At 44.8% G+C, this 21,676-nt stretch carries 18 protein-coding genes and 1 pseudogene; 9 read left to right on the plus strand and 10 right to left on the minus strand.

Annotated elements, in window-relative coordinates:
* Window positions 1-40 precede the first annotated feature (40 nt).
* From leuS to DU53_RS00745, 7 genes and pseudogenes are all read right to left on the minus strand, one after another.
* Window positions 41-2,417, minus strand: a pseudogene (leuS, locus tag DU53_RS13285) (leucine--tRNA ligase).
* A gap of 125 nt (window positions 2,418-2,542) precedes the next feature.
* Window positions 2,543-3,751: an MFS transporter gene (locus DU53_RS00720; RefSeq protein ID WP_148207959.1), complete on the minus strand. Its 1,209-nt coding sequence runs from the start codon at window positions 3,749-3,751 to the stop codon at window positions 2,543-2,545.
* Window positions 3,752-3,829: 78 nt separating this feature from the next.
* On the minus strand, window positions 3,830-5,095 hold the full coding sequence (locus tag DU53_RS00725) for an ABC transporter substrate-binding protein (RefSeq protein WP_012744689.1): 1,266 nt from the start codon (window positions 5,093-5,095) through the stop codon (window positions 3,830-3,832).
* Window positions 5,096-5,135: 40 nt separating this feature from the next.
* Entirely contained in the window at window positions 5,136-5,717 is a 582-nt protein-coding gene (gene coaE, locus DU53_RS00730) for a dephospho-CoA kinase (protein WP_012744690.1), read from the minus strand.
* Complete coding sequence (locus DU53_RS00735; protein ID WP_012744691.1) at window positions 5,717-5,983, minus strand: hypothetical protein; 267 nt, start codon at window positions 5,981-5,983, stop codon at window positions 5,717-5,719. Before DU53_RS00735 ends, coaE begins: the two co-directional genes overlap by 1 nt.
* Window positions 5,980-7,341: a glucose-6-phosphate isomerase gene (locus DU53_RS00740; protein WP_012744692.1), complete on the minus strand. Its 1,362-nt coding sequence runs from the start codon at window positions 7,339-7,341 to the stop codon at window positions 5,980-5,982. Before DU53_RS00740 ends, DU53_RS00735 begins: the two co-directional genes overlap by 4 nt.
* A gap of 13 nt (window positions 7,342-7,354) precedes the next feature.
* Complete coding sequence (locus DU53_RS00745; RefSeq protein ID WP_012744693.1) at window positions 7,355-7,867, minus strand: adenine phosphoribosyltransferase; 513 nt, start codon at window positions 7,865-7,867, stop codon at window positions 7,355-7,357.
* Window positions 7,868-8,068: 201 nt separating this feature from the next.
* Between DU53_RS00745 and DU53_RS00750 the strand changes: the two genes are divergently transcribed.
* The 8 genes from DU53_RS00750 to DU53_RS00785 all read left to right on the plus strand — a co-directional run bounded on the left by DU53_RS00750 (window position 8,069) and on the right by DU53_RS00785 (window position 16,212).
* Window positions 8,069-8,518 carry an NAD(P)H-dependent oxidoreductase subunit E gene (locus tag DU53_RS00750; protein WP_369816064.1) on the plus strand — a complete coding sequence of 150 codons (450 nt, stop codon included), beginning with the start codon at window positions 8,069-8,071 and terminating at the stop codon, window positions 8,516-8,518.
* Entirely contained in the window at window positions 8,518-8,895 is a 378-nt protein-coding gene (locus tag DU53_RS00755) for a ferredoxin (RefSeq protein ID WP_012744695.1), read from the plus strand. Before DU53_RS00750 ends, DU53_RS00755 begins: the two co-directional genes overlap by 1 nt.
* 15 nt (window positions 8,896-8,910) lie before the next feature.
* Window positions 8,911-10,710, plus strand: coding sequence for an NADH-quinone oxidoreductase subunit NuoF (nuoF, locus tag DU53_RS00760; protein WP_012744696.1), 1,800 nt, complete (start codon window positions 8,911-8,913; stop codon window positions 10,708-10,710).
* 71 nt (window positions 10,711-10,781) lie between these two features.
* Window positions 10,782-11,285, plus strand: a complete 504-nt coding sequence (gene nuoE, locus DU53_RS00765) for an NAD(P)H-dependent oxidoreductase subunit E (RefSeq protein ID WP_012744697.1) — start codon at window positions 10,782-10,784, stop codon at window positions 11,283-11,285.
* A complete protein-coding gene (gene nuoF, locus DU53_RS00770; protein ID WP_012744698.1) occupies window positions 11,282-12,901 on the plus strand; it encodes an NADH-quinone oxidoreductase subunit NuoF in 1,620 nt (539 codons plus the stop codon). Before nuoE ends, nuoF (DU53_RS00770) begins: the two co-directional genes overlap by 4 nt.
* A 71-nt stretch (window positions 12,902-12,972) precedes the next feature.
* Window positions 12,973-13,794, plus strand: a complete 822-nt coding sequence (locus DU53_RS00775; RefSeq protein WP_063726968.1) for a transglycosylase SLT domain-containing protein — start codon at window positions 12,973-12,975, stop codon at window positions 13,792-13,794.
* A 5-nt stretch (window positions 13,795-13,799) separates the two neighbouring features.
* A complete protein-coding gene (gene aglB / locus DU53_RS00780; RefSeq protein ID WP_063726970.1) occupies window positions 13,800-15,290 on the plus strand; it encodes a cyclomaltodextrinase in 1,491 nt (496 codons plus the stop codon).
* 4 nt (window positions 15,291-15,294) lie between these two features.
* On the plus strand, window positions 15,295-16,212 hold the full coding sequence (locus tag DU53_RS00785; RefSeq protein ID WP_063726972.1) for a DMT family transporter: 918 nt from the start codon (window positions 15,295-15,297) through the stop codon (window positions 16,210-16,212).
* Here DU53_RS00785 and DU53_RS00790 read toward each other — a convergent pair.
* Genes DU53_RS00790 through DU53_RS00800 form a run of 3 tightly spaced genes read right to left on the minus strand, consistent with a single transcriptional unit; the run spans window position 16,145 to window position 21,199 of the window.
* A complete protein-coding gene (locus tag DU53_RS00790) occupies window positions 16,145-16,603 on the minus strand; it encodes a methylated-DNA--[protein]-cysteine S-methyltransferase (protein ID WP_063726975.1) in 459 nt (152 codons plus the stop codon). The two genes, DU53_RS00785 and DU53_RS00790, sit on opposite strands and share 68 nt — an antisense overlap.
* A 13-nt stretch (window positions 16,604-16,616) precedes the next feature.
* Complete coding sequence (smc, locus tag DU53_RS00795) at window positions 16,617-20,138, minus strand: chromosome segregation protein SMC (protein WP_063726977.1); 3,522 nt, start codon at window positions 20,136-20,138, stop codon at window positions 16,617-16,619.
* An 11-nt stretch (window positions 20,139-20,149) separates the two neighbouring features.
* Entirely contained in the window at window positions 20,150-21,199 is a 1,050-nt protein-coding gene (locus DU53_RS00800) for an elongator complex protein 3 (RefSeq protein ID WP_063726978.1), read from the minus strand.
* Window positions 21,200-21,358: 159 nt separating this feature from the next.
* Between DU53_RS00800 and DU53_RS00805 the strand changes: the two genes are divergently transcribed.
* The coding region (locus tag DU53_RS00805) for a transposase (protein WP_063726980.1) at window positions 21,359-21,676 on the plus strand (318 nt) is incomplete at its 3' end.

Genomic DNA, 21,676 nt, shown 5'->3' on the forward strand with positions numbered 1-21,676 from the left:
AAGGGAGGTTCGGTAGAACCTCCCCCACAACTTCCTGTTATTACTTCACAATAATGTTAATTATTTTGTCCTGGACGTATATAACCTTTCGTATCTCTCCTTTATTGAGGTAGTGCGCAAGCCTTTCATCGCCTTTTATCTTCTCTATAACCTCATCTTCCGAAGCTTTCTGATGAATTTTTACTTTTCCACGCATCTTACCGTTTATCTGCACCGGAATCTCCACATCCGCCATAGAAAGGTACTTGTCATATCCTGTGGGCCATCCGGCATTCAATATAGTTCCTTTGCCGCCCTTCATTTCGTGTATTTCCTCACAAATGAAGGGTGCAAAAGGAGCAAGGAGTTTTGCCAGATCCACAACCAGCTGCCTTTCTATGCGTTCTTCTTTAACAGCCTCATTTATAAATTCCATAATGGCAGCGATAGCCGTATTGTACTTGATATTTTCAATCGAATACTCCACCTTTTTAATGGTCTCTGCCATCTTGATCTTTAGCTGGAGAGAACTTTCACCCTCGGGTTTGTTGGCAACCTCCCATACCCTGTTGAGGAAACGTTTGATGGCATCCATTCCGCTGTCCCTGAAGTCACCGCCTTCAAGGAAGCTTCCCATAAACATAAGGTAAGTTCTTAGCGCATCAACACCGTGGGTATCGAAATAGTCGTTTGGGTTGACGATGTTTCCCTTTGATTTGCTCATTTTCTCCCCATCTTTGATTATCAGACCGTGGCCCCTGAAGGATTTGAATGGCTCTTCAAAGTGGAGAATTCCGAGATCATGAAGTGCCATGGTAATGAATCGCGCGTACATTAGATGTAGGTTTGCATGTTCGTTACCTCCGATGTACATATCCACCGGAAGCCATTTTTTAGCCAGCTCAGGATCGAAAGGTCTATCCTGATCGTGTGGTGATATATACCTCAAGAAATACCATGCCGAGTCAAGGAAATTATCGCTGACATCTGTCTCTCTTTTAGCCGGACCACCACATTTAGGACAGGTGGTATTGACGAACTCCTCATTCCTCGCCAGAGGGGACTTTCCGGCTGCCATCCGGGATATAGTCGTCCGTTTCGGGAAGCAAAACAGGCAGATCCTCTTCAGGAACAGGAACGATACCACATTTATCACAGTATATTATTGGGATTGGTGGTCCCCAGTATCTCTGCCTTGAGACACACCAATCGTGAAGGTGATAGGTGACGGCCGATTCTATCTTCTCGTGCACACTGTCTATATTGGCGATAAAATCCTCGCTCTTCCAGCCTGTATATGGACCGCTGTTTATCATTATCCCCTTCTCAGTGTAGGGCAAATCCTCAGGATCACACTCGATAACCTGCTTGATTTCGAGCCCGTATTTTTTCGCAAAAGCGTAGTCCCTCTCATCATGTGCGGGAACAGCCATTACCGCACCGGTACCGTATTCCACAAGCACGTAGTCACCAACCCAGATAGGAATTCTTTCACCAGTGAGCGGGTGAATAGCATAACTTCCCGTGAACATACCAGTTTTAGGGCGCGTCTTGGACGTTCTGGTAGCGACGTCCATCTTCTTAACGCTCTCAAGGAATTCTTCAAACTGCGAAAATTTATCTTCTTTTATGAGTTTTTTAACCAACTTGTGTTCCGGAGCTAAAGTAAGGTAAGTAACACCATAGATCGTGTCTGGCCTCGTGGTGAATACCTCTATCTCAATATCGGAATTCTCAACCGGGAAACGGATCTTTGCCCCTTCAGATCTCCCAATCCAGCTACGCTGGATATTCTTTGTGGTTTCGGTCCAATCGAGTTTTTCCAGGTTTTCAAGGAGGCGGTCAGCGTATTTTGTGATCTTGAAGAACCACTGGCTCATCTCCCGCTTCGTTATTTCAGTGCTACAACGTTCACATTTTCCGTCTATAACCTGTTCGTCGGCGAGAACCGTCTTACACGAAGGGCACCAGTTGACCTCGGAGTTTTTCTTCTCTGCGAGCCCGGCTTTGTAGAGTTGAAGGAATATCCACTGGGTCCACTTGTAATATTCGGGTGAAGAGGTGTTGACTTCACTGCTCCAGTCATAGATATTCCCGATCTTTTTCAGCTGCTCATCCCTGAAGTATTTGATACTTTTGGGTGTGAGCTTTGCAGGGTGCTCGCCAACTTTTAGAGCGTAATTTTCACTGTGGATACCAAAAGCATCAAATCCTATTGGTTCAAAAACATCGTAGCCCTGAAGCTTTTTATAACGCCCGTAAACGTCTGAACCTATAAAAGAATACATATTCCCTATATGTAACCCGGAAGCCGAAGGATACGGAAACATCATGAGGTTGTAAAAGGGTTTTTTCGCGTTTTTCAAATCAACCTTGAAAGGCTCTTCTTCCTCATAATACTTTTGCCACTTCTTTTCTATCGACTTGAAATCGTACATACTTCGTACCCCTCCCTAAGCTGGTCAAATAATAGATTTCCGACCGAGAGCAGTTTTCAAAATTATAGCACAGCTCGCACTTTTTTCCACCACAGATACGACTACAATCCATTAAATCCTGTTGTTCACAATCGCTGTGAAGCTTCATCTTCTTCGTGTAACCTTTTCAAAAATCTGAGCTGGATTGCATATGAAACAAGGCAAAGAAGGGCTGTCATTACCCCAAGGCTCTTTAGATCAGGCCAAAGTTCAAGAAAGAGCCCTCCGATCAACGGGCCAAAGCCAAAGATGATGCCGACCATCGCTTCGTGTATCCCGCCCTGCTTTCCGTGATCATTTTCCTGCGAGCTGAGACCGTAAAAAATTGCGAAGGTGTAGGGAACTGCATAGGTAACACCCGCGAGAAAAGCAATCAGGAAAAACACCGCGGGAGATGGGGAAAGGAAAAAGCTCGCAGCGGTTACAGGAAAGACGGCCATCAAAAGGAATGAAAAACCGGGATTTCCAACCCAGAAACGGAATAGAGTCAAAAGAACGAAACTTAGGAACACTCCTATGTTTGCCCCCACAATAAAGAAGCCGACCTTTTCTAAAGGCAAATTGTAGAAACTCAAAATTTTTGGAAATAGAGCCAGAACTGCCGAATAGATAATTCCGGCTATAACAAAGGTAAGTCTATAAGTTTTCCTGTATAAACGGATTCGGGGAAAATCTATTTTCGCCCTTGTATTCAAAAGTTTTGGACTGTAAGGGCCAGGAAGGTGGTCCCCGTACTTTCTAAAGTGAGAGTAAATGAGAAAGGCAGCGAGAAAAGATAATACCATCCCATAAAGAAAAACAAGAAAGGATAAACGTTCTATCAGAAAAGGACCGAAAGCCATACCAAAAATGTTTCCGATGCTCCATGAGAGCGTAAAACGCATCGTTGTGGCAACAGGGCTAACGCCCTCGGATTTTTCGCGGCTTGAGATAAGACCCTCAATACATGGGAAAAATATTCCGAAGAACAGGTTCATAACGACAACGAATAAAAAGAGATGCCATACCTGAGACCATAGAAAACCAACGGGTAAAAATAATCCAAAGAGCACCATGCTTACAATCAGCAGCAGTTTGAAACCTATCTTATCACCAAGTCGACCGAAGGTAAGCGTTGAAAGAACGTAGACGATTGAACCGAGAAAATTCAAAAGGCCAATCGAAAAATAGGGGAGTTGCCAGGACGCGGCTACGGTATTGATGGATGAGGCCAACAAATAAAGAAGGACAGAAAAAAGTCCCGCAAATATATTGAATCTGTGTATGTATATTCCTCTGCCGTTTATTAACTCCAGCCTCCCTTTCCAAAGAAGATAAACTTAATAAAACCGGGAGGCCATGATGGCCTCCCGGCAAATCAGAAACAATTCTAATTATTCTCCAAAAATAAGGCGGTGAAGTTCAGCTTCTGCCCAGGCAAGACCTTCGTCTATGGTTCTCTTGTTGTTCATAACGTCACCGACCATCTGTCCGATGACACTTCTGACTTCATACCATTCTGCGATGTTAGGATCGGTCGTTCCCTTGGGAATCTGGTTGATTGGAACCATGGCTTCGGGGTGCTGTTTAACGTACTCTTTCCACTGAGCTGTTTCAAGAGCCGTCTTAACAGCGGGCATGTAACCGGTCTTGACTGACCAGTAAGCCTGAATTTCTGGGCTAATGAGGAATTTCATGAATTCCCAGGCAGCTTTTTTCTGTTCTTCACTTGCGGTGGAGAACATGATGAGGTCTGTTCCGGCAAAGGGTGGAGCTTGAGTCTTCCACAACGGAACAGGAGCCCATGCCCAACCGTGTTTACCGGTTGAAGCTCTTTCAACATAGGGTTTACTGGCGATGGTCTCGATGAACATCATGATTTTGCCGTCGCCGAAAACACCATCAAGATAACCACCCTGGGTGTAAGCAATCTTGTATGTGTGAACCATGTCGTACATGAACTGGAGAGCTTCCTTGGCTTCAGGGGAATTGATGGTTATTTCGATGCTACCATCGTCTTTAACTTCGATGATCTTTCCCTTGTTTGCCCTGAGGAATACAACGAAGTGGTCGATGGTTGTTCTGAAACCAAATCCAAACTGATCGATTTCTCCATCGCCGTCTTTGTCTTCTGTAAGCATCATAGCATCGAAGAAGAGGTCTTCAACGGTTTCAGGCGGACGGAGCCCGTAAGCCTCGAAGGCATCGGTGTTGTAGTAAAGAACATATGTACTCTTGTTGAACGGAAGGGCGTAAACTGTGTCTCCCCATGTGATCATCTTTTTGAAAGGTGCCCAGATAGCGTCCCACTGTTCTTCAGTAAGACCGTAATCTGGATTCTTTATGAAGCTATCGAGTTCCTGAACAACGCCTCTCGGGATGAGCTTGGCTGTCCAGTTTCCGTAAGCCTGAGAGAGAACCGGGAGATTTCCAGACTCAGCACTTGCGAGAAGTTTCTGAGACAATGCCCCGTAGTTACCAACGTAAATTGCTTTCACTTCGATATCGGGATGTGTTTCATTGAAGAGGTTAACGATTTCCTCGAGGGCTTTACCATGTCCACCGCCCATGGCATGCCAGAACTCGACTTCAATCTTCTCAGCCATGGCAAAAATGGACAATGCAAGTACCATGGTAATGACAAGAAGTAGCTTTTTCATACCCCTTACCTCCTTTGTTGAAGTGGCATTGCGCCAACTATTATAGCATTATTTCTTTTCCCCGCAAAATTTCCCTAACCTTGATTAAGAGCTCTTGAGGCGAACCAGTATTGTCTATCGCTATGTCTGAGTATACTTTATAATTTTCCAGCTCTTTCTGCGAATTAAGAATACTGATAGCGCGTTCGCGAGGTATCCCTCTGCTAGCGAGTCTCTTAATTGCAACCTCATCAGGGCAATCAACCCAGATGATCAGATCGCATAATTTGCCCAATCCGATCTGATGGATCAACGCTCCATCGATCAGTACGTATTTCTTCCTGGTTTTTGAAATGATCTTTTTCACTTTTTCTTTTATTAGTGGATGCACAATACTGTTGAGAAGCTTGAGTTTTCGAGAATCTTTGAAGACTATTTCACCGAGTTTTTTTCTATCGATCTTCTTTCTGCTGTTATCCAGTATCCCGGAACCGTACGTAAGTACAAGCTGGCTTTTGAGCTCCTTGAGAACCTCGTGGCCCAATCTGTCGAGATCTATCACCTTTGTTTCAGGACCGGAAAGAAGTGAAACAAGCAAAGACTTCCCGCAGCCGGCTTTTCCCGTAACGCCTATGATTTTCATCAGAGTACCTTCTGCCCCTTTTCTATGGCTTTTGAAACGGCCGCTGCTATTTCGCTGTTCGTTGAACCGATTGCCTCTTTCTCTTCCGGCGACAGAACGACAACATCGGCTTCCAGATCATCAAGGCTCTGGAGAACTTCTATGACCTTTTCTGGTTCCTGAGAAACTATTACATAGAAAGGTACTTCGTCTCCTTCTAAATGGTAGAATTCCTCAAGTTTATACTCTTTAAGGCATTCCACCAGATAATTAACCATATCGTTCATAATTCGAACCTCCACTTTTTCTCAGAAAACTTGCCGGCAAAGGCTTCGTACCCTTTTCTTCCCATGAGCGAATAGGTGATCTTTTTTCCAAGCTCGACGCCGGGCTGATCGTAAGGATTTATGTTGAGCATTGCCCCCATTACAGCGGTCAGAAGCTCATAATATATGATAAACTCTCCAACGCTGGATTCTGACAGTTCGTCGAATCTCAACGTGAGATTCGGTACACCGTTTTCAGTCAGTGCCATGGCCGTACCTTCCTGTTCTGAGTTGAGAAGCTCCGATAGACTTTTCCCACCAAGATACGACAGCGCTTCAATTTCAGAATGAAGCTCGGGAATCTGTAAATCCCCCGGGAATTTCTCAAGCTTTAAAAAGGTGACTATCTTATCCTTGGGCCCCTCGTTGTACAGCTGAATCTGTGAGTGCTGATCCACAGCACCAAGGGCCTTTACCGGAGTTTGACCGGTATTAACCACATTTCCATCCAGATCGTACTTCTTTCCCAACGATTCAGCCCACAGCTGCCTGTACCAGTCCGCAAGAAGGTAAAGCTGATTCGAGTAAGGCATCATAACAGAGATGCTTTTTCCATCTTTCAGATAAGAATAATGGAGAAGCGCGTTTACCAGAACAGGATTGGTATCGGCACTGCTCTCAGAATAACGTTTGACACCGTTACGAGCGCCTTCATAGAGCTTTCTTATATCTATTCCTTCAGCCATGGCAGAAAATAGCCCAACGGGTGTCAACACACTGAAACGTCCGCCAACATCCTGAGGGATAGTCAGTGTCCTTATGCCTTCTTCTTTCGCTATCTGCCGCAAGACTCCTTTCTCAGGATCGGTGGTGAAAATCAGGTGTTCGCTTATATCTAATCCTCGCTTTTCGAGTATTCCTCTCACCACGAGATAATTCGCCATGGCTTCAGCTGTCGTTCCGGATTTGGAAATAACGTTAAACAGCGTTCGGTCAAGATCGATCTGTTCAATAACGCTGCCAACAAAATGCGGATCAACATTATCAACGACAAATACCCTGAGATTTCCTTCTCTTTCTTCCTCGCTCAGAAGGTTCCAGTTCATGGGCTTCAAAGATGCATGAAGTGCAAGGTTACCGAGAGCCGAACCACCGATTCCCACAACAACAAGCGTATCAAAGTTTTTTACCCAATCCTTCAGGGCTTCAACCTCATCAAGATATTCATCGGTTTTGAGGATCCTCAGAAATCCCGGCTCTGATTCGATTACATCCAAAAGAGATCTTTTGGCGAATTCCCTGTTATTAAAAACCTCATCCTTTGAAAGACCTGTTCCTAGATTCTCTTTAAAGGCGAAGGAAAAATCAAACTTTAGCATATAGAACCTCACCTCAATAGGTTATGATGCTTCTCACTTCATAACCTGAAAGTTTCTTTCTTGGTTCAAGGAAGGAAAGTTCGACCAGAGATACTATTCCGCTGATGGTCCCCCCAACCTTTTCTACCATCTCTGCTATAGCTTTCATCGTTCCACCGGTTGCCAGAACGTCATCCACGATCAAAACCTTATCGCCTTCTTTTATTGCATCTGTATGCATCTCGAGGGTCGCCGTTCCATACTCGAGTGAATATTCCACAGATACGGTTTTGTAAGGGAGTTTTCCGGGTTTTCTTATAGGAACAAATCCTTTTTCAAGTTCAAGTGCCAGAGGTGCCGCAAAAATGAAACCACGGGCTTCCGGAGCAACGATGAGATTAAACTCAAAGTCTTTTACAAGTTCTTTCAAACTTGAAATACAAACTTTGAAAGCACCGGGGTCTTTTAACATCGGGGTGACATCTTTGAAAATAATTCCGGGTTTTGGAAAATCAGGAATGTCGCGTATAAAGTCTTTAAGATTCACACTATCTCCTCCCCTTAATTCTCTACCAACAAAGCTTATTTTAACACAAGGCAAAATCCATTTTTTATAGTTGCATGTTATAATCCAAGTGAAATAAATAACATAAATAATAACATAGCCCTATCGTATAAGAATTTACTCAAGGAGGTGCAGGGTTTGTCACACGTTGGTTGCGAGGATCATGAAAAATTATACACCCAATTGAATGAGTACATAGACCAGGTAAAAGAAGAACCGGGTGTGCTCATCAACGTTCTTCACAAAGCTCAGGAACTTTTTGGTTACCTCTCTGAAGAACTCCAACAGCATGTTGCTGATAAGTTAGGTGTGCCTCTCAGTCAGGTACATGGAGTCGTGACGTTCTACAACTTCTTCACCACCAAACCGAAGGGGAAACACCAGATCAAAATCTGCCTCGGAACCGCTTGTTACGTTAGAGGGGCCGATAGAATTCTCGAACGCTTCAAAGAAGAACTCGGGGTGGATTTAGATGAACCCACAAGTGACGGCCTTTTTTCCTTACACGGTGTAAGATGCCTCGGCGCCTGCAGTATGGCACCCGTTGTTCTCGTTGGGGAACGCGACTTTTATGGTAAAGTAACACCAGATGAGGTTTCAGCGATAATCAAAAAGTACAGGGGGGAGAAGTAATGGCAAAGATCAAGAGCCTCGAAGAACTTATGAAAATAAAGGAGAACGCACTGAAAGAATTGAAAATGAGGGACTCTGAAAAACGCGGAAAAATTATCGTGGCCATGGGTACCTGCGGAATCGCTGCTGGTGCCAAAGAAACACTGAAAGCCATCGTAGAAACTCTTAACGAAAAAGGAATAGATGATATAGCTGTTGTTCAGTCCGGCTGTTTCGGGCTCTGTGACGTCGAACCTACGATCGAAGTACATATGGAAAATTCTGAGCCTATCATCTACGGCCATGTAACCCCGGCACAGGCAAAGAGAATAATAGAACAGCACGTTATTGAAGGAAAAGTTGTAGGCGATCTCATAGTGAAGCGTGGAGAACTCTAAGAAGAGGTGATTTAAGTGCCCACAGTAGAAAACACGATCCTTATCTGTGCAGGTGGAGCCTGTATTTCGGCCGGTGAAAAAAGTGTCAAAGACGCTCTTCAGGATTTGTTGAAAGAATATGCTCTTGATTCTGTCGTTAAGATAATTGAGACAGGTTGTATGGGCGCCTGCGACCTTGGCCCGATAATTATTGTTTATCCCGAGGGTATTTTCTATCAGAAACTCACCCCGGAAAACGTTAGAAGGGTCGTCGAAGAGCACCTCCTGAAAGGCCGTATTGTTGAAGACATGCTCTATAAGGGCGAATTTGGCGAGGTTAAAGCAAAACCTCAGGAAGAGCTACCGTTCTTCACCAAGCAGGTTAAGATAGCAACGAGAAACCTCGGGGTCATCGATCCGCTCTCGATAGATGAATACATAGCCCGTGATGGTTATTTTGCTCTCCACAAAGCAATCAAAGAGATGACACCGGAAGAAGTAATATCTGAGGTCAAAAAAAGCGAGCTGCGCGGTCGCGGCGGCGCTGGATTTCCAACAGGCTTGAAATGGGAATTCGTTAGGAAGGCAAAGGGCGATATTAAATACGTCATCTGTAACGCAGATGAAGGAGACCCTGGAGCCTTTATGGACAGAGCTATTCTTGAAGGAGACCCACACAGCGTCGTTGAAGCCATGACGATAGCCGCTTACGCGGTGGGGGCTCAAAAAGGATTCATTTACGTAAGAGCTGAGTACCCTCTGGCTATCGAACGATTCTCTAAAGCCCTTGAAACTGCACGCGAATATGGTTTCCTGGGAAAGAACATACTTGGAACCGGGTTTAGCTTTGATATAGAAATCAGAATTGGTGCCGGTGCCTTTGTTTGTGGAGAAGAAACTGCACTTATAAACTCTATCGAAGGTAAACGCGGTGTTCCAAGGGTAAAACCTCCATATCCAGCGACTTACGGTCTCTGGGGCAAACCCACCCTTATAAACAACGTTGAAACTTATGCAAATATAGCCCCCATCATTTTGCACGGTGGCGACTGGTTTGCTCAGTATGGAGTCGAAGGCTCGAGAGGAACAAAGGTCTTCGCTCTGGCAGGTAAAATAAAGAACACCGGGCTTGTTGAAGTGCCCATGGGAATTACCCTCAGAGAACTTATATATGAAATAGGCGGCGGCGTTCCAGATGGTAAGAAACTGAAGGCAGTCCAGACTGGTGGCCCAAGCGGTGGGTGCATCCCCGAAGAACATCTCGATACTCCCATAACCTATGACAACTTGAAGAAACTTGGGACGATTATCGGTTCTGGCGGAATGATAGTTATGGATGAAGATGATTGTATGGTTGACGTCGCAAAATTCTTCCTTGAGTTCACCGTTGAAGAGTCCTGTGGCCAGTGTACCCCATGCCGCGACGGTACTAAAAAGATGCTTGAGATACTGGAGAAGATCACCGCTGGTGAAGGAACTGAAGAAGATTTAGAGGTTCTCAAAGAACTTGGAGAACACATAATGAAGACCTCTCTATGTGGGCTCGGACAAACAGCGCCACAGCCGGTGGTTTCAACGATGAGGTATTTCTGGGACGAATACATTGCCCATGTAAAAGAGAAGCGTTGTCCAGCCAAGCGCTGCAAGGAACTCACCAGAGTTGTCATAGATGAAGAGAAGTGTGTGGGATGTACCGCGTGTGCCCGCGTGTGCCCGGTGAACGGCATAATTGGGGATATAAGGAAACCCCACAGGATAGATCCAGAAATATGTACGCGATGCGGAAGCTGTATCGAGGTTTGTAGATTCGACGCTATAAAGAAGGTTTCTCCATAAATTCTCCTGCAAAACCCCACCGGGGTTTTGCAGTTTTTAGTTATTAATAGTGGGTGAAAGGAGGAGCATGAATGGCTGTTGAGGAAGTGAAAGAAACGGTCGCCAGTATATATGAAAAAGTAATGAGCGAAAGCCTTGAAAAGGGTGACATCCTGATAAATACGCTTCATGCCATTCAGGATTATTATGGAAATTACATACCATTGGAAGCTACCGAAGCTTTGAGAGACATTATGGGAATCCCTCTGTCAAAGATCTACGAGGTCCTCACCTTCTACACCATGTTCTCAACAGAGAAACGCGGTAAGTACATTATACGTGTTTGCAAGAGCCTTCCATGCCACGTAACCGGTGGAGAGAAGGTTGTAGAAGCACTGAAAGATACCCTTGGTATCGATTTCGGTAACACGACCGAAGACGGTTTGTTTACACTTGAAGAAAGCAGCTGTCTGGGGTTGTGCGGTGTGTCCCCGGTAATGATGATTAATGATGAAGCTTACGGAAACCTAACTCCCGATAAAGTAGAAAAAATCATCAATGAAATACGCGAAAAGGAAAGAAGTGATGCCAGATGAAACCGATTACTGTGCTGGTCTCGGTGGATTCAAACAGCGTTTTGCTCGGTGCGAGGCACTTCAAGAATCATCTTGTGGGTCTGGTGAAGAAATATAACCTGGACGGTATCGTTGAGGTGCTGGAAACAGGAAGCTTTGGGCGCTACGACGAAGGTGCTCTATTCCTGCTTCTACCAGACAACATCTTCTACAAAATAAACTCTGAAGCAGACGTGGAAAGATTTGTTGAAGAGCAGCTTTTGAAAGGCCGAAGGGTTGAAGATCTCATTGTAGAAGAGCTTGAAGGATCTGAAACCATCGAAGCCCGAACGATCACGAAGGAAGAGCGCATCGTTCTGAAACGTGCCGGCGAGATAAACCCGAAGAACATAGATGAATACATCGCTTTCGATGGTTATCAGGGTCTAGCAAAAGCCCTTCAAATGAGCCCTGAAGACGTTATAAAAGAAGTAAAGGAAAGCGGGCTCAGGGGACGTGGTGGAGCCGGATTCCCCGCAGGATTGAAATGGGAGTTCACATACAAGGTTGACGCTAAAGAGAAGTACGTCATATGTAACGCCGATGAAGGTGAACCTGGTACCTTTAAAGACAGATTGATAATGGAAGGTGACCCCCACTCTGTTATAGAAGGTATGGCCATCACCGCGTACGCTGTTGGCGCGAACAAGGGGTACATCTATATCAGAGGTGAATACTTTGAATCAGTCAACAATCTGAGAATTGCCATTTCCCAGGCCTACGATTACGGATTGCTGGGTGAAAACATATTGGGCACCAACTTCTCCTTTGACCTATCAGTTAGATTAGGTGCGGGTGCATACGTTTGTGGTGAAGAAACTGCCTTGATCGAGTCAATTGAAGGCCATGCTGGAAGGCCGAGATTGAAACCACCGTATCCACCGGTGAAAGGCCTGTACCAGAAACCAACCGTAGTCAACAACGTTGAAACCTTCGCGAACGTTCCGTGGATAGTCCTCAACGGCGCGGAATGGTTCCGTTCTATTGGAACGGAAAGTTCACCCGGTACCAAGGTGTACTCACTCTGTGGAAACCTCGTTAGAAGAGGAATCACGGAGGTACCTATGGGAACCACGGTCGCAGAACTGATCTACAAACATGGTGGCGGAATAGCCAACGGAAGAAACCTTAAGATGGTTCAAACTGGCGGCGCTGCTGGTACTTTCATAAAACCAGATGAAATAAACACGCCACTGGATTTCAATTCTTTTAGAGATTACGGTGTCGCACTTGGTTCAGGTGTTATTCTCGCTGTTGATGACACTCACTGTGCCGTTGACGTGGCTCTGAACCTGATGGAATTCTTCGCTCACGAATCCTGTGGCAAATGTTCACCTTGTCGTGAAGGTACAAAACTCATAGTCAATATTCTCAAAGAAATCAGCAAAGGTCGCGGAACAAAAGAAATGATTGGCCAGCTTTATGACATAGCTGAAACGATGCAGAATTCGGCATTTTGTGGCCTTGGCCAATCCGTTCCGGTACCTCTCAGATCCCTGCTTGATCGTTTCAGGGATGAGATTGAAGCCCATATTGGCGCCGAAAGCTGTCCTGTGGGTGTTTGTAAGTTCGAAAAGAAAAAGAAGAAAAGAAAATAATCTTTCCGTACAACTATTTAACAAAAGAGGTCGGGCTTCCCGGCCTCTTATTTTGATATAATACGAGAAGTATGTCTGGAGAAAAAAAGTACGATTTACCTGTTTTTTTACTGATTTTATCCATAATTGTGGGACTTGCCGCAATTATATGGTATATGCCTACTAACCCAAGGATCCTTACCGGAAAACAAACCGAAAAGATCCGGCGTCTTTCGGTTTTGTATAATGCTGGTCTGAATTCGGATTATGAGGCAATCCTATCCAATGAATCTTACGATTATGATGACAGCGTCCTCGAGGCATATCGCTACTTCTTCGGAATAAACCGGAAACCAATCGTGATGCTAGCAGGAATTAAAACAGTCGATAACAAAGGAAAGAAAATATTTTCGTCCAATCCCGTCATAGAATCGTACGTCAACAAAAACATGAGAAAGGTTATGCCAGAGCTTCGTAAAAGGATAGAAAGAGCTGTTCTTTCTTTGAACAGTTTTTCAAAATCCGATACGACATTCAAAAAAAGAATAGCACAGGAGATATATCACGCGATTATGGACTTCTCCAGCGCAAAGGTTCCGTTAACGATCAATAACGAAACCATAGATCTTGACCTTTCAAAAGTCGATCCGTATCTTGTGGCTTCCATAATGCTCGTAGAATCGATGATGAACCCATACGCAGTGGCTGAAGAGAGAAGCATTAAACAGGATTTCTCCGATACTATATACTCGCGAGGCTTGATGCAAATCTACGAAACAACCTTCTGGCAGCTCAAGAGCTGGATAAACAATTCTGAACTCGATATGACCGTAGATGATCTGTGGTCGATAAGAAACAATATCTTCTTCGGAATGGTATACCTGGCATATGCCCAAACTCTGATCGAGAGGTAGATATTATGGTTGAGTGGCACACATCTAAAGTCGTTTATCAGATTTTCCCGGATAGATTCAATATTGGCGATGGAAAAACAGCCAAACAAAAGGAAAATGAAGGCCTCTATCCGCTTCCAGGCCAGAGAACGGTTGATTGGAAGGAAAAACCAAAAAGAACCGGTGACAGAACCCAGCAGCTTCTATTTTGGGGTGGAGACTTAAAAGGAATAACAGAAAAAATCGATTACATAAAGTCGCTTGGAGCCGAAATAATTTATCTCACTCCCATCTTCTATGCCCATACGAACCACAAATACGACACCATAGATTTTTTCAGGATAGACCCCGCCTTCGGAACACTCCAGGATTTCAAGGAACTCTGCGAAACCGCTCACCAGAATGATTTAAAAATAATCCTCGACGGTGTTTTCAACCATGTGGGGTTTGCTTCAAAATGGTTCAACGGATTGAACCTGTTTCCTGAAAAAGGAGCCTACCAATCCCCGGATTCTCCATATCGGGATTATTTCTACTTTTCGGGAGATAAATATAGGAGCTGGGTAAACTCCGGTTCTCTGCCAGAACTCAACCTTGAAAACCCGGAACTCCAGGAGATCCTCTTTACCGGTGAAAACTCAGTGGTAAAGTACTGGCTAAAGCAGGGTGCAGATGGCTGGCGAATTGATTGTGCGCACGATATAGGAAATCTCAACCACATAATAGTTGAAGCAGCAAAAAGTGTTAAACCTGATGCACTCATAATTGGTGAGGTCTGGAATTATCCAAAGGGCTGGAACGAATTCGCAAGGCTCGATGGCATAATGAACTACCATTTCAGGTCCCTGGTGATAGATTTGCTGAAAGCGGACATGCCGGTTGAAACAGTAGCGAAAATAATGAAAGATACCGTTGAGGACTGCGGTATTGATTATCTCTCAAAGTGCTGGAATATGCTCTCCTCACACGATGTCCCGCGTTTGTCAAATCTTTTCGACAACGAAAGAGATATTCGACTCGCTATCGCTCTCCAATTCAGCTTTCCAGGAGTTCCAATGATCTACTACGGAGAAGAGCTTGAGATGATCGGCGGAGAGGATCCTGAAAACCGCGATGCGATGCGATGGGAAAATCTGAGCAACTCACCAAAACGGCTTAACTTCTACAAGAAATTGACTGAAATACGCAAGAAAAAAATTGCCCTACAAATAGGAAGCTTTGGCATTCTCCATACCTCGCAACCCGACAAGACAATCGTATTCAAACGCTCGACGGAAAGAATAGACGATCTGCTACTGATAGCTTTTAATCTTTCCTTTGAAAAGGTTCAATTCAAAACCTACATAAATGAAAGCACTTTAATGACGGGAACTCTTTTCAGGGATCTGTTCACCGGCGAAACGTTCCGAACGGACGTGTCGAACATCACCCTCCAGGTTGAACCACGATCCTTCAGAATTCTTGAGCCCATTATCGAAAGAGTTCCGGACAGGTACACACCATATAAGAGGGTGTAGCACTGTGAATAAAAGAGTTACCGCAACACTCCTGCTGGCAACCACTGCCATCATCTGGGGAGAATCATATCTTTTTACAAAGGTGGCTGTAGAAAGCATGCCACCAATGACCCTTGCGCTCTTCAGGTTTATCGTGGCTGTGGCTGTTTTTATTCCGGTACAAATCAAAAAAGGCGTGTGCCCGAAAAGAACAACCAAGCAACACTTCAATATCGCGATGGCCGGGTTTTTCGGGGTTACCCTTTATTTTCTTTTCGAAAACTACGGGTTGCGCCTTACAAGCGCTTCAGACGCTTCTCTGCTGGTCTCATCTGCTCCGATTCTAACGATGATCCTGTATGACATCCTACACAGAAAATTCGATGGTCTCGAATATTTAGGGAGTACCATTGCTTTTATAGGAATATCCATAGTGATTTATGGCGGGCAATTCTCTGAGGGTTCAAGCGTGCTGGGAAATTTCCTTTCATTTCTCGCAGCGCTTTCATGGGCAGGTTATACGTACTTTTTCGATAAAGTGAAAGACTCCTCCATAGCTACGATCGTACAGCTGATGGTGTGGGGTATAGTTTTCATCACGCCCTTCAGCATTATAGAGGTCTTCTTTTTGAAAGATCCGGTGATTTTTTCAGTAGAAGCTGTTTCAGGAATGCTGTATCTGGGAATACTGGCATCCGCCCTTGGATACCTGATGTGGGGAAAGGGAATACATCTTTGGGGAGGAAAAGCGGCCACCCTCTGGGTGTACACAATCCCCGTTTTCACCATCTTAGGCGACATCATATTCTTGAAACATCGCCCTTCGCTTTTCTTCTACGTTGGCGCATTACTGGTAGGAATGGGAATGTCTATCGCTATATGGCGTCAAAGGAAACACCTTCAAGTTCAAGAAGAAAACGCTTCCACTCAAGGCCTGCACTGAACCCCCCGATACCTCTCACTGAAACAACTCTATGGCACGGAATGACAATGGGCAGCGGATTGCGCTTCATAACCTGTCCAACAGCCCTGGCAGCCCCCGGGCTTCCTGCCGCTTTTGCAACCTCACCGTAGGTGACAACTCTTCCAAAAGGAATCTCCTTAACGTACAAAAGAACCTTCTTTTTAAACCCGGCATAAGGCAAATACAGTGGAAAGTCAAAGGTTTTTCTGCACCCTTCGAGGTATTCCTGGATTTGCGTGGTAAAAGGCGGCAGAGGCTTTGGAGCCAGTTTGCTGTCAAACACAAGCTCTATCCTCGAAAGCATTCCAGAATCAGCATGCAAAAGAATAGCACCTATCTCCGTGGTTACAACTCCAATCTCCGTGGCCATCACCTCTAAAAAATCAACCTATAACGGACTCGATAGTCCCGAGTTTAACGGGTATAACTCTGGAAATTCCGTCCGTCATCGTGATACCGTGAAGAACATATGCAACTTCCATCACAATCTTGTTGTGGGTTATTACAAGAAACTGCGTGTCCTCGCCATGCCTTCTCAGCATATTCTTGAATCGCTCGGCGTTGAAATCATCCAGTGGAGCATCCACCTCATCCAGAACATAGAAAGGACTGGGTTTGATGCTCAAAAGCGCGAACACCAGGGCTATTCCTACCAGGGCCTTTTCCCCACCGGAAAAGAGCTGAAGCTTCTGGAATTTTCTACCTGGCCGTCTGACAGAGATCTCAAGCCCTGATTCCAGCAAATCCTCGCCCGGGATTATACGGATCTCGCCTTCACCGCCGTCAAAAATCTCCGATATATATTTTCCAAAATTCTCGTTAACCTTTTCATATGTGCTTTTGAAACGATTTCTCGCTTCTTCGTCGATCTTTTCTATCAGTTTAATTAGCTTCTGGCGTGCCTCTTCCAGATCTTCCTTCTGAACCATCAATTCCTGATACTCAGCGTCAACCAGCTTGTATTCTTCGATGGCGTCGAGGTCAACACTACCGAGGAATTTAAGCTTGTTTTCCAGCTCCTCGAGTTCCATCCGGGTCTTTTCCAGCTCTTCATCGCTCAGCACCGGTATCTCGCCTTCAACCTCTCCAAGTTCTTTTTCCAGCTGCTCTAGCCGCATCTTCGATTCCTGGATTAAAAGGTCAAACTGATGAAGCTTCTCTCTCTTCTGTTCTCTCTCACTCTTGAGGGCTTCGATCTCACTCTCAAGCTCCTGCAGGGCATTGAGACGTTCTTCCTTTCCCTGCCTTTGATCCCTGATGCTTGAAAAGAGCGCTTCTGTTTCCCGCTTGACCGATTGGAGCTCCCTATCCTGATCTGCAACCTGCTTCCTGAGCTTTTCCGCTTCATTCTCCAGCTCTTCGATCTCTCTCTCGAGTACAATTATCGCTTCGGAGTTCTCGCGTTTCTTCTGGCTTATAGCAGACAGCTCTTTCGTGTACTGTTCCTGCTTTTCGTACAATCCTGAAAGTTTCAACTTCCTGTCAACTATCTGGTTCTGGATCTCCTCAAGTTTCTTCTTTTCTTCTTTCAGTTCCTGAGAGAAGGTTTGAAGCTCTTTCTCGAATTCCTTTTTCTGCTGGTTGAGGATCTTGAATTCCTCTTCCAGTTCTTCCCTCTTATTCAGGCTATCGTTCAGTTTCTTCGTGTACTCTTCCTTGAGCTTATCGAGTTCGCCGATTTCGCTTTCAAGCTCATTAGCCGTCTTCAAAAGTTCGTGAATCATCCTGTTGATGGCTGCACCCTTTGAAATGATCCCGTTCAATTCCTCATTGAGAACCCTGATATATCCCCTGAGTTCCTGAATCTCGTCCTTGATCTTAACCGATTCACGTTGCATTCGTTCCATAGCTTTTTGCAGATCTTTCTCTTTCTGTTCAAGCTCCTGAATCCTGCGCTTTCTGGTAACGAGGTCCAGCCTGACATCGTTTCCGATGTATCCGCCGGTTATCGCTCCACCGGCCGAAAGAAGCTGTCCGTCCAAAGACACTATCCTCCCCTGGAACCCTAGGTTCTTACGAATATCTATAGCGTCATCCAGAGATTTCACCACAATAGCGCTACCAAAGAGATACTCGGGAACGATTTTGAACTCCTCTGCAACATCAACAACTTTAGCAGCATAACCGAGAAATCCCGGATGATTTTCAACCGCTTTGAATCTCTTGAAATTACCCTTCAGCATATCCAGGGGTAAAAGCGTTAACCTTCCGATTTTATGCTGCTTCAAAAAGGCAACAATTCTTTTCGCGGTTATTGAGCTCTCAACCACAATATCCTGCATTCTGGAACCCAGAAGGACACTGACAGCCGTCTCAAAAGTTTTGGGAATTTCGACAAGGTTGGCAACAACATCGATGAGTCCATCAAAATCGTCGCTCCTCGAGAAAATTTCTCGAACCGCTCTTGAAAAACCCTGATACTCCTGCTGCTGCCTTTCCAGGGTACTTCTTTCAATCTGGGATCGCCGGAGTTCCTCCATGGATTGGGCTATCTTTTCTTTGAGTTCCTCGAGTTGATTCTCGAGAGTGTCTCTTCTTTCCTTTGAGAGTGCTATGTTTTCCTCCAGCTCTTTTTGTTTCTCCGTACTCTCTTTTCCCTGAGCCGCCAGCTCCTCTATCTCTTTTTTCAGGTCTTCAAGACGCTCTCCCTTGGATTGAAGTTGAGAACCTATAAGATTCAACCTCTTCTGGGTGTCTTCTCTAACATTACTGAGCCTCTCCAGCTCGTTCTCTATCTTAGACATCCTCTTCACTACGGAATCAAGTTCTTCCTGCAGTTTCAGCCAGTCTTTCTCCTTTTCGCTGTACTTATGTACCATGGAATCTTTAATACTCTCAAGCTCTTTCAATTCCTTTTCTTCGTCTTCAATCTGCTGTTTCATCCCATCACTTATGAGTTTTAACTCATCTTTCCTCTTCTCAAGGTCTTCAACCTCTGCCTTCAACGTGTCTAATTTCGTGCTAACCTCTATTAGCTTACTTTCCTTATCGCTAAGTTTCTTTGAGTACATCTCCTTCAACTCAAGTAGATCGTTTTGCCTTTTCTTATACTCTTCAAGCAACCGGGTAAAACCCTCTATTTCTTTGTCCATCTCGGAGAATTCCTGTCTCAGGGTTGACCATTTTGATTCATGCTCTATGAGCTTTCTCTGCAATTCCTTGAGTTCGGCGCTTACCTTTTCGTGCCCCTCCATGTGCGTGTTCAGGATCTCCCTTTCTACTCGCACGGCGTTACCATAATAAAGGGTCCTTACCTCCTTGAGTCTTTCGGTATATTCAAGGTATTTTTCTGCCCTCTTCGCCTTGAGGTACAGAGACTTTCTTTGCTTTCCAAGTTCAAAAAGAATGTCCTCTATACGGTTTAGATTCGCTTCAGTTTCCGATAGCTTGGCGAGAGACTGTTTCTTCTTTTCCTTGTAGATCGCGGTTCCCGCTGCTTCTTCAATCAAAGCCCTCAATTCATATGGGGAAGCGGTAACGACCTTGTCCACCTGTCCCTGGCCCACTATTGAATATATATCCATACCGACACCGGTACCCTGAAAGATCTCTTTTATATCCCTCAGTCGCGACGGCTTGTCATTTATACTGTATTGAGACAATCCATCTCTCGTTATCTCACGGCCGATAGTGATCAAACCGCGTTCATCCTCAAAGGTGAGTTTGACAACAGCCGAGTTGGCAGGCGGATTCTTTTCGGAACCGGCGAAGATTACGTCTTCACGATTGTCCGCCCTTATGGTTTTCATCGACTGTTCACCAAAAACCCAGCGGATGGCATCGACGATGTTTGACTTCCCGCTGCCGTTGGGACCCACTATGGCCGTTATACCTTTACTTATATCTATCTTTGTCGGATAAGCGAAACTCTTAAAACCTTTTATGAATATAGAAACGAGTCTCATGACTGTACCCCCTAATTCGCCAGCAATATCCCGGAAACTTCAGAGCGAAAGAGCTCATCCAAAGACTCAACCAACACAGTTTTCATGAGTTCTCTTAGATTCAATTCCGGAGCACTGGCCCTTTCGAAAATCACTTCCATTCCTTCTTCTTTTGCTCTATTCAAAACACATTTTTTATGCCCGGTGAAAAACTGCTTCGTTCCTTCATCCACCTTAAGTATAATTTTATCACCCCGTCTTCTTTTTAAAACCCTCAGTATTTCCAGCGCCACCCGATTCTTAACCAATTCCCCCATCGCAGGATGGTACGGGCCGGCTACGACGTTGTTCACTTCATCACCGTAAAGACAGATACCTATCCTATTTATCTTCACACCACCCAGGCTAATAATCACGTACATTTTCCACAGTATATTTAACGCCTCTTCCAGCTCCTGAGGTTTGTACTTCCCTTCGTGATACATGCTTTCTAACGTGCTGTTCTTAAGGACAACGGTGGGATGAATACGACAGGTCGAAGCCTTCAACTTTACGACCTCTACCGCGGATCTGATATCCTTTTCCTCGCTATCCCCTGGCAAACCTGTCATAAGATGTATCCCGAAAGGAATTTTCGCCTCTTTCAGAAGTTCACAGGCAGTATATATATCCTTAACCTCGTGAGGGCGGTTGGCAAGCCTCAGGACCCCTTCATCAAAGGATTGAGCACCAATCTCGATGAGCGAGACCGGATAATCCGCTAGAATCTCCACCTTGCGTTGGGTTATCTCCTCGGGAGAGGTTGAAAAGCGAATCGCTTTAGCCTTCCCGGAATTTATTATCTCCATCGCTAAATCCAGATAATCATGCATGAGCCCTTCAGGCAAGCCTGTGAAAGTCCCACCGTAAAAAGCGAGCTCCACATTCTCCCTGTCTGCAAAATACGCGAGGTATCTATCTACCTCGTGAAAGATCTCATCTCTTGTCGGAACCCTTCTTAACCCTGTTGCTGAATATTCATTACAGAAAACACAGCGCCGCTTACATCCGGCATGAGGAAGAAAAATCGGTATGATGTTCATATTGATATTATACAATGAAAGGGGATAGAGAAGCGGGAATCAAGAAACGTTGTCGGTTGTTGGTTGTAGGTTGTGCGTAAACATATTTACCCCCTAAAAGGATTGGACAAAAGGAGAGCAACAGCATAGAATAAAGGAAAGAAAAAGGGGGTAAAAGGAATGAAAGGAAAAACACCGCGAAGATACAGTTCAGAATTCAAAATCAAGTTGGTTAAGGAGTATTTAGGAACAAACAAGAGTTACAGAGAATTAGGAGTCGAATATGATGTGGATGCTTCACTTATCATGAGTTGGGTAAAGCGCTACGAAAGATACAAAGAAAATGCATTCCAGCCTCCGAAAAGGAAGCCTTCATTCATAGCAGATGAAAGCAAGATACCCGCTTTTCTTAAAGAAGAGCTCGGCCTGGATAAGATAAAGGAACACAGTGATGATCCTGAAGAAATAAACGCCGAATTGGAAAGATTGAAATTGGAA

It is taken from the genome of Kosmotoga sp. DU53, assembly GCF_001639905.1.
Lineage (GTDB): Bacteria > Thermotogota > Thermotogae > Petrotogales > Kosmotogaceae > Kosmotoga > Kosmotoga olearia.